At 71.4% G+C, this 7,074-nt stretch carries 9 protein-coding genes; 6 read left to right on the top strand and 3 right to left on the bottom strand.

Annotated features, from left to right (window positions below):
- The coding region (locus AB0N06_RS37675; protein ID WP_366139184.1) for a DUF4230 domain-containing protein at positions 1-260 on the top strand (260 nt) is incomplete at its 5' end.
- 134 nt (positions 261-394) lie between these two features.
- On the top strand, positions 395-808 hold the full coding sequence (locus AB0N06_RS37670) for a RidA family protein (protein WP_366139183.1): 414 nt from the start codon (positions 395-397) through the stop codon (positions 806-808).
- Between the two features lie 12 nt (positions 809-820).
- Here AB0N06_RS37670 and AB0N06_RS37665 read toward each other — a convergent pair whose 3' ends face one another.
- The gene (locus AB0N06_RS37665; protein WP_366139182.1) at positions 821-2,047 is read right to left on the bottom strand and encodes an ROK family protein; all 1,227 of its coding nucleotides are present in this window, start codon (positions 2,045-2,047) and stop codon (positions 821-823) included.
- A 166-nt stretch (positions 2,048-2,213) separates the two neighbouring features.
- Here AB0N06_RS37665 and AB0N06_RS37660 point away from each other — a divergent pair, with 166 nt between their 5' ends.
- The 4 genes from AB0N06_RS37660 (at position 2,214) to AB0N06_RS37645 (ending at position 4,673) form a co-directional block, all read left to right on the top strand.
- On the top strand, positions 2,214-3,431 hold the full coding sequence (locus AB0N06_RS37660) for an MFS transporter (protein ID WP_366139181.1): 1,218 nt from the start codon (positions 2,214-2,216) through the stop codon (positions 3,429-3,431).
- A gap of 110 nt (positions 3,432-3,541) precedes the next feature.
- Positions 3,542-3,910, top strand: coding sequence for a hypothetical protein (locus tag AB0N06_RS37655; protein ID WP_366139180.1), 369 nt, complete (start codon positions 3,542-3,544; stop codon positions 3,908-3,910).
- A 270-nt stretch (positions 3,911-4,180) separates the two neighbouring features.
- Complete coding sequence (locus tag AB0N06_RS37650; RefSeq protein WP_366139185.1) at positions 4,181-4,315, top strand: hypothetical protein; 135 nt, start codon at positions 4,181-4,183, stop codon at positions 4,313-4,315.
- Positions 4,316-4,358: 43 nt separating this feature from the next.
- Complete coding sequence (locus AB0N06_RS37645; RefSeq protein ID WP_366139179.1) at positions 4,359-4,673, top strand: DUF6332 family protein; 315 nt, start codon at positions 4,359-4,361, stop codon at positions 4,671-4,673.
- On the opposite strand, the gene AB0N06_RS37640 is transcribed toward AB0N06_RS37645, so the two are convergent.
- Positions 4,634-5,299, bottom strand: coding sequence for a response regulator transcription factor (locus AB0N06_RS37640; RefSeq protein ID WP_366139178.1), 666 nt, complete (start codon positions 5,297-5,299; stop codon positions 4,634-4,636). The genes AB0N06_RS37645 and AB0N06_RS37640 overlap by 40 nt on opposite strands.
- On the bottom strand, positions 5,296-6,522 hold the full coding sequence (locus tag AB0N06_RS37635; protein ID WP_366139177.1) for a sensor histidine kinase: 1,227 nt from the start codon (positions 6,520-6,522) through the stop codon (positions 5,296-5,298). The genes AB0N06_RS37640 and AB0N06_RS37635 overlap by 4 nt, the downstream gene beginning before the upstream one ends.
- Between the last annotated feature and the right edge of the window lie 552 nt (positions 6,523-7,074).

Raw genomic sequence — 7,074 nt, 5'->3', positions numbered from 1 at the left:
CTGCTCTCCGGGGTCCCTTGCCACACAACGGACATGAGGCCACGTCACTCACGAGACCGGCGAACCGGACCAATCCCAATCGCGCAATGCCCCTGGAGCAGGCAGTCAACAAACTGGCCGCACAGCACATCGGTGAGGCAGCCAAGGAGAGCGGTCTGACGCAACGGGCCGAGAAGAACACCACGAGCATGCTCCAGGGCCTGCTCGGCTCGCTCGGCTTCGAAAAGGTCACCGTGGGCTACGGCAAGGTATCGCCGTAGTCGTGCGGGACCCCCGGCAGCGACCGCTCCACCGTCCCCAACCTCTGCGTGCGGGACGTGCACTGGGTCAATCGACTCTGATTCCGACACATAAAGGCTGGTGCCGACGCTCCTCTGCGGGTGAGGATGCGGCCATGGACACCACGCATCTCACACACATCACGGCTCCGGAGGGCGTCACCCCGGGAGTCGGGTACACCCACGTCGTCACCGGCTCCGGCCGGCTCGTCGCCGTCTCCGGGCAGGTGGCACTCGACGCGAACGGCCACGTCGTGGGAGCGGGTGATGCCACCGCGCAGGCACGGCAGGTGTTCGAGAACCTGCGTCGTTGCCTGGCGGCCGCCGGAGCTTCCTTCGACGACATCGTCAAGCTCACCTACTACGTGACCGACATCGCCCATCTGCCCGCCGTCCGCACGGTACGTGACGCGTACTTCCACCCCGAACGCCTGCCCGCAAGCTCCGCCGTCCAGGTCGCTGCGCTGTTCCGCCCCGAACTGCTGCTGGAGATCGAGGCCTTCGCCGTCGTCCCGGAGGCCACGCGGTAGCGGCGCCGGACCTCACCCGCCGGTTGAGGCGAGTGCGGCCAGCGGATCGTCGAGGACGGGCTGCCAAGCCAGTTCCGCCGCGCCCACGAGGCTGTTGTGGTCGAGGGTGCAGGGCAGGATCGGCACGCTGCCACTGCGCCCCCAGAGGCTGCGGTCGGCGACCACCGCGCGCAGTCGCTCCGGGTCTGCGTGAAGCAGCGCACGGTGCAGCCCGCCGAGGATGATGCGGTCCGGGTTGAGGATGTTGACCAGGCCGGCCAGGCCGAGACCGAGCCGGTCGATGAGTTCCTCGGCCGCGTTCCGTACCGCCGCGTCCTCGTACTCCGTACGCAGCAGGTCGCTCGCCTGCTTGAGCAGAGATTCCTCGGGGCCCGGTTCCCGGCGGGCGGCGGTCAGGAAGGCGAGCGGATCGGTTTCGACGTCGAGGCAGCCGCGCCCGCCGCAGTGGCAGGGACGCCCTTCCGGATTCACGGTGAGATGGCCGACCTCCAGGGCCAGGCCCGAACTGCCTGCGTGCAGGCGGCCGTCGAGGACAAGGGCACCGCCGACGCCACGGTGCCCCGTGGCCACGCAGAGCAGGTGCTGGGCCCCGCGGCCGGCGCCGTGCCGGTGTTCGGCGAGCGCGGCGAGGTTGACATCGTTGCCGGTGAACGCGGGGCCGGGAATGCCTGCTTCCCGTACACACGTGGCGAAGATCTCGCGGACCGGGGCGCCTGCCGGCCAGGCGATGTGCAGCGGGTTGAGCGCGGTGCCCTCCGGTTCGGCCACGGCGGAGGGGACGGCGAGTCCCGCGCCGACGCAGCGCAGTCCGCTGTCGCGCAGCAAGCGGGCACATGCGTCGACGACTTCGCCCACGACCTGCGCCGGGTCCGATGTGACCGTGACACAACCGGGGGCGGTGGCGACGAGCCGCCCGCCGAGCCCGACCAGCGCGGCGCGGAACCCGTCGGCATGCACCTGCGCGGCGACGGCGACCGGACCGGACTCCCGCACGGCCAGCCGGTGAGAGGGGCGGCCCTGTGAGCCGGCTGCGGAACCGGGGCTGGAGTCGACGCGGATGAGGCCGAGCGCCGCCAGCTCCGCGGCGACCGCGCCTGCGGTCGCGCGGGTGACACCGAGCTCGGAGGTGAGCACGGCCCGGGTGGGCGCGCGTCCGGTGTGGACCAGCTCCAGCGCGGGTCCGAGCGCGCTCCGGCCCCTCTCCAACTTCGTCCGGGTGGTGGTCGCCTTGCCGTTCATGGGGCCGAGTCTCCCACGATCCGGAGCCGCTGCCGACGCACTGGTGGCGGACTTCTGCCGGTTTCCGGTCACGGAGACCGCCCTGCGCCGCTGAGCCGGATGCCGCTGCCCGCTCCGGCGGGAGACCGTCTTGCGTCTGTTGTCCGTGGGCCCCTATGCTGAGTTTGTGCCGCAACTAAACAAACTGCGGACGGCCCTACCGGGGGGACCAAGCGGAGACACCGCCCCAACCTCGTCGGCCCGCCTCCGTACCGCACTGACCGTGTTCTTCGCCCTCGACGGTTTCCTCTTCGCCGGCTGGGTGGTCCGCATCCCGGCCATCAAGCACCAGACCGGCGCCTCCGCCTCCGCCCTCGGCCTCGCACTGCTCGGCGTCTCCGCCGGGGCGGTCATCACCATGATGCTCGCAGGCGGGCTCTGCCGACGGTTCGGCAGCCACCCCGTGACCGTGGTCTGCGGGGTGCTCCTCTCACTCGCCATCGCCCTGCCCGCGCAGACACATTCGGCGCTCGCGCTCGGTTCGGTGCTGCTGGTCTTCGGTGCGGCGTACGGTGCGATGAACGTGGCGATGAACAGCGCCGCGGTCGATCTCGTCGCCGGTCTGCGGCGCCCCGTGATGCCCAGCTTCCACGCCGCGTTCAGCCTCGGCGGCATGCTCGGCGCCGGCCTCGGCGGACTGGTCGCCGGCGGGCTCTCCCCCGCAACCCATCTCTGCGTCCTCACCGGGGTCGGACTGCTCGTCACCGCCGTCGCCGGACCGACCCTGCTGCGGCACCGGGCGCCCCGAAGCGTATCCGCGGCCGACCGCACCGAGCAGCCGCGCCGGATGACCGGGCGCGCCCGCAACGCGGTGCTGCTGTTCGGCGTGATCGCGCTCTGCACCGCGTACGGGGAAGGCGCACTGGCCGACTGGAGCGCCCTCCACCTGGAACAGGACCTGCATGCCCGCCCGGGCATCGCCGCCGCCGGATACTCCCTGTTCGCCCTGGCCATGACCGCGGGCCGGCTCACCGGCACCGCGCTGCTGGAACGACTCGGGCAGACCCGCACGCTCGTCACGGGCGGCGCCACCGGTGCGGCCGGCATGCTCCTCGGCTCGCTCGCCCCGACCACCTGGCTCGCCCTGCTCGGCTTCGCCGTCGCCGGTCTCGGGCTGGCCAACATCTTCCCCGTCGCCGTCGGCCGGGCCGGCGAGCTGGCCGGTCCGAGCGGAGTGGCCGTCGCGTCGACGATCGGCTACGGCGGAATGCTGCTGGGGCCGCCCGCGATCGGGTTCCTGGCCGACTGGCTCTCGCTGCCCGTCGCTCTGACGACGGTGGCGGTGCTGGCGGCCGCGGCGTCCGTGCTGGGCCATGCGGCTCGCCATGCGGCGACCCGCGCCTGATCGACGTACGCACGTCTCACGTACTGATGCCCGATTGAGCAGATGTACTCAGGCGGGTCCCGTTCCCCGGTCGCACCATGGAAGTGCCAACCGCCGACAGGGAGCAGACCATGAACAAGCCGGTCATGAACAAGCAGCACCTCCGCGCGCTCGCACGACTGACCTTCGGCAATCCCGCCTCGCTGATCTACCTCGGCGTGGTTCTGGCGACAGCGGTGTTCGTCGCCGTGGACACCCTGTTCGTCCCGCACGAGGACGCGTCGTTCGCGGGCGTGTGGCTGTTCCTGCTCGCGGCACCGACGGTGTTCGTGTTCTTCATCGGCAGCACGCTGTGGGGGGCGGACGCGGCGGGACCCGCCTGGTTCGTCTATCTCGCCCTCGTCGTGTCCGTCCTGGTGCAGGCGCTCGCCCTCGGCTGGTTCGTACGGCTGGTGCGCCGCGGCGGCCGGTCCCGTTCCGCCCGTCCGCAGGGCGTCTGAGCCGCTGTCACAATCTCCGCCAAGGAGAACATGGAGACGACGGGAATCGCCGACCGCATCGGGGGCTCGCCGGTGCGGGACATCTACTGGCCGCCGCGGCGGAACAGGCGGGGCTCGCACGCCTGTGGTGCGAGAACTCGGGGATCACCTGGTCGTGACCGGTGTACCGGCAGGTGCGGACGGCCTCCGCCGTGGTCCGCACCCCACTCAGCCGGTCGCGCCGTTCAGCATCCGGGTGAGCACCGAACGCTGCAACGGCTTCACCTCGGCATGGCGCGTCCGGCCCTTGCATGCGCGCTGACCTTCCCGTCGCTCAACATCCAGGCCACCAACGCAGTGGACGACGAGGAGCAGGGCATGGTCTCCGGTCTGCTGAACACCTCGATCCAGGTCGGCGGGAGGTGAGGCATCCTTGCCCGCGGCCCACCGCCCCTGTGACACTTCGGACATGGGGCGACGAAGTCAGGAAGACCGGGACGCGATGACCGTCGAGATCGTCTTCGCGCTGGTCAGCGGCGCTGTTCTGGCCGCGGCCGCGTTCAGCGCCGTCGCCGCGCCCACCGTCTTCCTCGATCTGCCGCGCACGGCGGAGCGAGTGGTGCTCCTGAGCGGGGCCGTCGTCTCGGCCGTCGTCTTCGTCGCCCGCCTCGTCGATGTGTTGTGGGGATTCCCCCGGAGGGAGCACGGTCGCCCGGTGGGCGCGCTCCGCCCGCAGGCTCCGTCTCAGCCGAGCCAGCCGGGACGTACGAGGCCCGACTCATAGGCGAGTACGACCAGTTGGGCCCGATCGCGTGCGCCCAGCTTCACCATGGCACGGCTGACATGGGTCTTGGCGGTGAGCGGGCTGACGACCAGCCGGCGGGCGATCTCCTCGTTGGACAGACCGATGCCGACCAGTGCCATCACCTCCCTTTCCCGTTCGGTCAGTTCGCCCAGGCCGATCTCGGCCGCGGGCTCTTTGGAACGGGCCGCGAACTCGGCGATCAGGCGGCGCGTCACCCCCGGCGAGAGCAGGGCGTCACCGGCCACCACGGCCCGTACCGCCCGCAGAAGCTCCTCCGGTTCGGTGTCCTTGACCAGAAAACCGGAGGCGCCGGACCGGATCGCCTCGAAGACGTACTCGTCGAGCTCGAAGGTGGTGAGCATGACCACCTTGACGTCGTTCAGCTCGGGGTCGCCGGTGATGGTGCGGGTCGCGACGAGACCGTCGAGATGCGGCATGCGGATGTCCATCAGCACGGTATCCGGGCGCAGTTCGCGCACCAGGCGCACGGCTTCCGCCCCGTCGGCGGCCTCCCCCGCCACCTCGATGTCCGGCTGGGCGTCCAGCAGGGCGCGGAATCCTGCGCGGACCAGCAGCTGGTCATCGGCGAGCAGTACACGGATCATGCTCTCTCCTCCGTCGTGTCCTGCACAGTGTCCATGGTCGACGCGGGGTCCATGCTCGACGCCGAGTCCCTGTCCGAAGCCGAGTGCAGGGGAAGCTCGGCCCGCACCCGGAAACCGCCGTCGGCCTGGGGTCCCGCCTCGATCGTGCCGCCCAGTGCGGCGGCCCGCTCCCGCATTCCGGCCAGCCCGTTGCCGCTGCCGCCGGCCTCGCTGCCGGTGACGGGGCCGTCGTCGTCGATACGGAGCCGTACGCGGCCGGTCCCGTAACCGATCCGGACCCGTGCGGTGCGCGAGCCCGAATGCCGGACCACGTTCGTCAACGCCTCCTGCACGATCCGGAAGGCGGCCAGATCCGTACCGGGCGGGACGGCGCCGCGTACGCCTTCGGTCTCCACCGTGACGGACAGTCCGGCGCTCGCCGCCTGGTCGACCAGTTCGGGCAGCCGGTCGAGTCCGGGGGCCGGGGCCCTGGGGGCGTCACCCGGAGTACGGAGCGTGTCGAGGACCTGACGGACCTCGCCGAGCGCCTCCTTGCTGGCCGCCTTGATCGTGGTGAGGGCGTTCCGGGCCTGCTCCGGGTCGGAGTCGAGGAGCGCGAGTCCGACGCCTGCCTGGACATTGATGACGGAGATGCTGTGAGCGAGCACGTCATGGAGCTCCCGGGCCATCCGGAGCCGCTCCTCGTCGGCCCGTCGCTTCTCGGCGGCCTCCCGTTGGGCACGCTGGGCGGCCCACTGCTCGCGGCGTACGCGTACGAACTCCGCTGCCGCGACGATCGCCACCACCCAGGCAGCGACGCCCAGTTCCTGCCCCCAGGGCGCAGCCGAGTCGCCGCTCGGCGGCAGCCAACGGTAGAGCCAGTGCGCCATCAGCAGGTGGCCCAGCCACGCCATTCCCACGGCCGCCCAGGCCGCCCGCCGGTGCCCCGCGACAACCGCGCTGAAGCATCCGACGGCGACCGCCAGGAAAACCGGGCCGTACGGATAGCCGGCGCCCAGATAGACCATGGCCGCGGCCGCACTGACGAAGACCACCAGGACGGGGTGGCGGTGGCGCAGCAGCAGTACGGCGACGGCGATGAAGAGCAGCACCTTGGCGAAGAGGTCCAACGGGGCACGCTCATCGAGCTGACCACGCGCCGCGACGGACGTGCCGATCATGACAATTGCGCCGAGAAGGACGGTGGACGGCCAGGGCAGCCGGGCGGCGGACCGCTCGCGCATCCCCGTCAGCCAGCGCGGCGGCCCGTCGTGTCCCCAGGGGCCCCAAGACCCCCGGGGGCCCACGGGGGCAGCGTGCACCCAGGGCCGCCGCTGCGGCGGTCCGCCCTGCTCCCAGGGGGGACCGCCGCTTCCGTGTGAGCGCTGCTCTTCCATACCGGCAACGCTAGACCGCGGGCGTCGACGGCGGCGTCAGCCGGGCGTGGTGATCACACGTACTCCCTGTGGAGTACCGTTCCTGGGCACTGAGCAGGAGTGAGCCCATTCAGCCGCACGCCCCGAACGGTCTTGGGCGCACTGGTCCCCGGCGTACTCAACCTCGGGGCGGCGACACGCATCCCGTGCGTGGTCCGATCCCGGGAGGCCGGTTCCCTGCGCGACCTGGCCAGGTGGGTACGGCCAGTGGCGGCAGGGAGGCCCCGAGCCATCACTCCGGTGGAGCGGGGGCCCTGCACGCCGGCGCCGTACCCGGCGTCCCAGATCGCAGGATCACGTTAAGAGGGCGCGCGGATAGGTGGGGTGGAGGAAGGAGCGGGGCGAGGGGCAAGCCTGGCA

The sequence above is a fragment of the Streptomyces sp. NPDC051020 genome (genome assembly GCF_040683105.1).
Classification (GTDB): domain Bacteria; phylum Actinomycetota; class Actinomycetes; order Streptomycetales; family Streptomycetaceae; genus Streptomyces.
The sequence above is the reverse complement of the archived record's forward strand: the minus strand, read 5'-3'. Positions and strand labels throughout refer to the sequence as shown.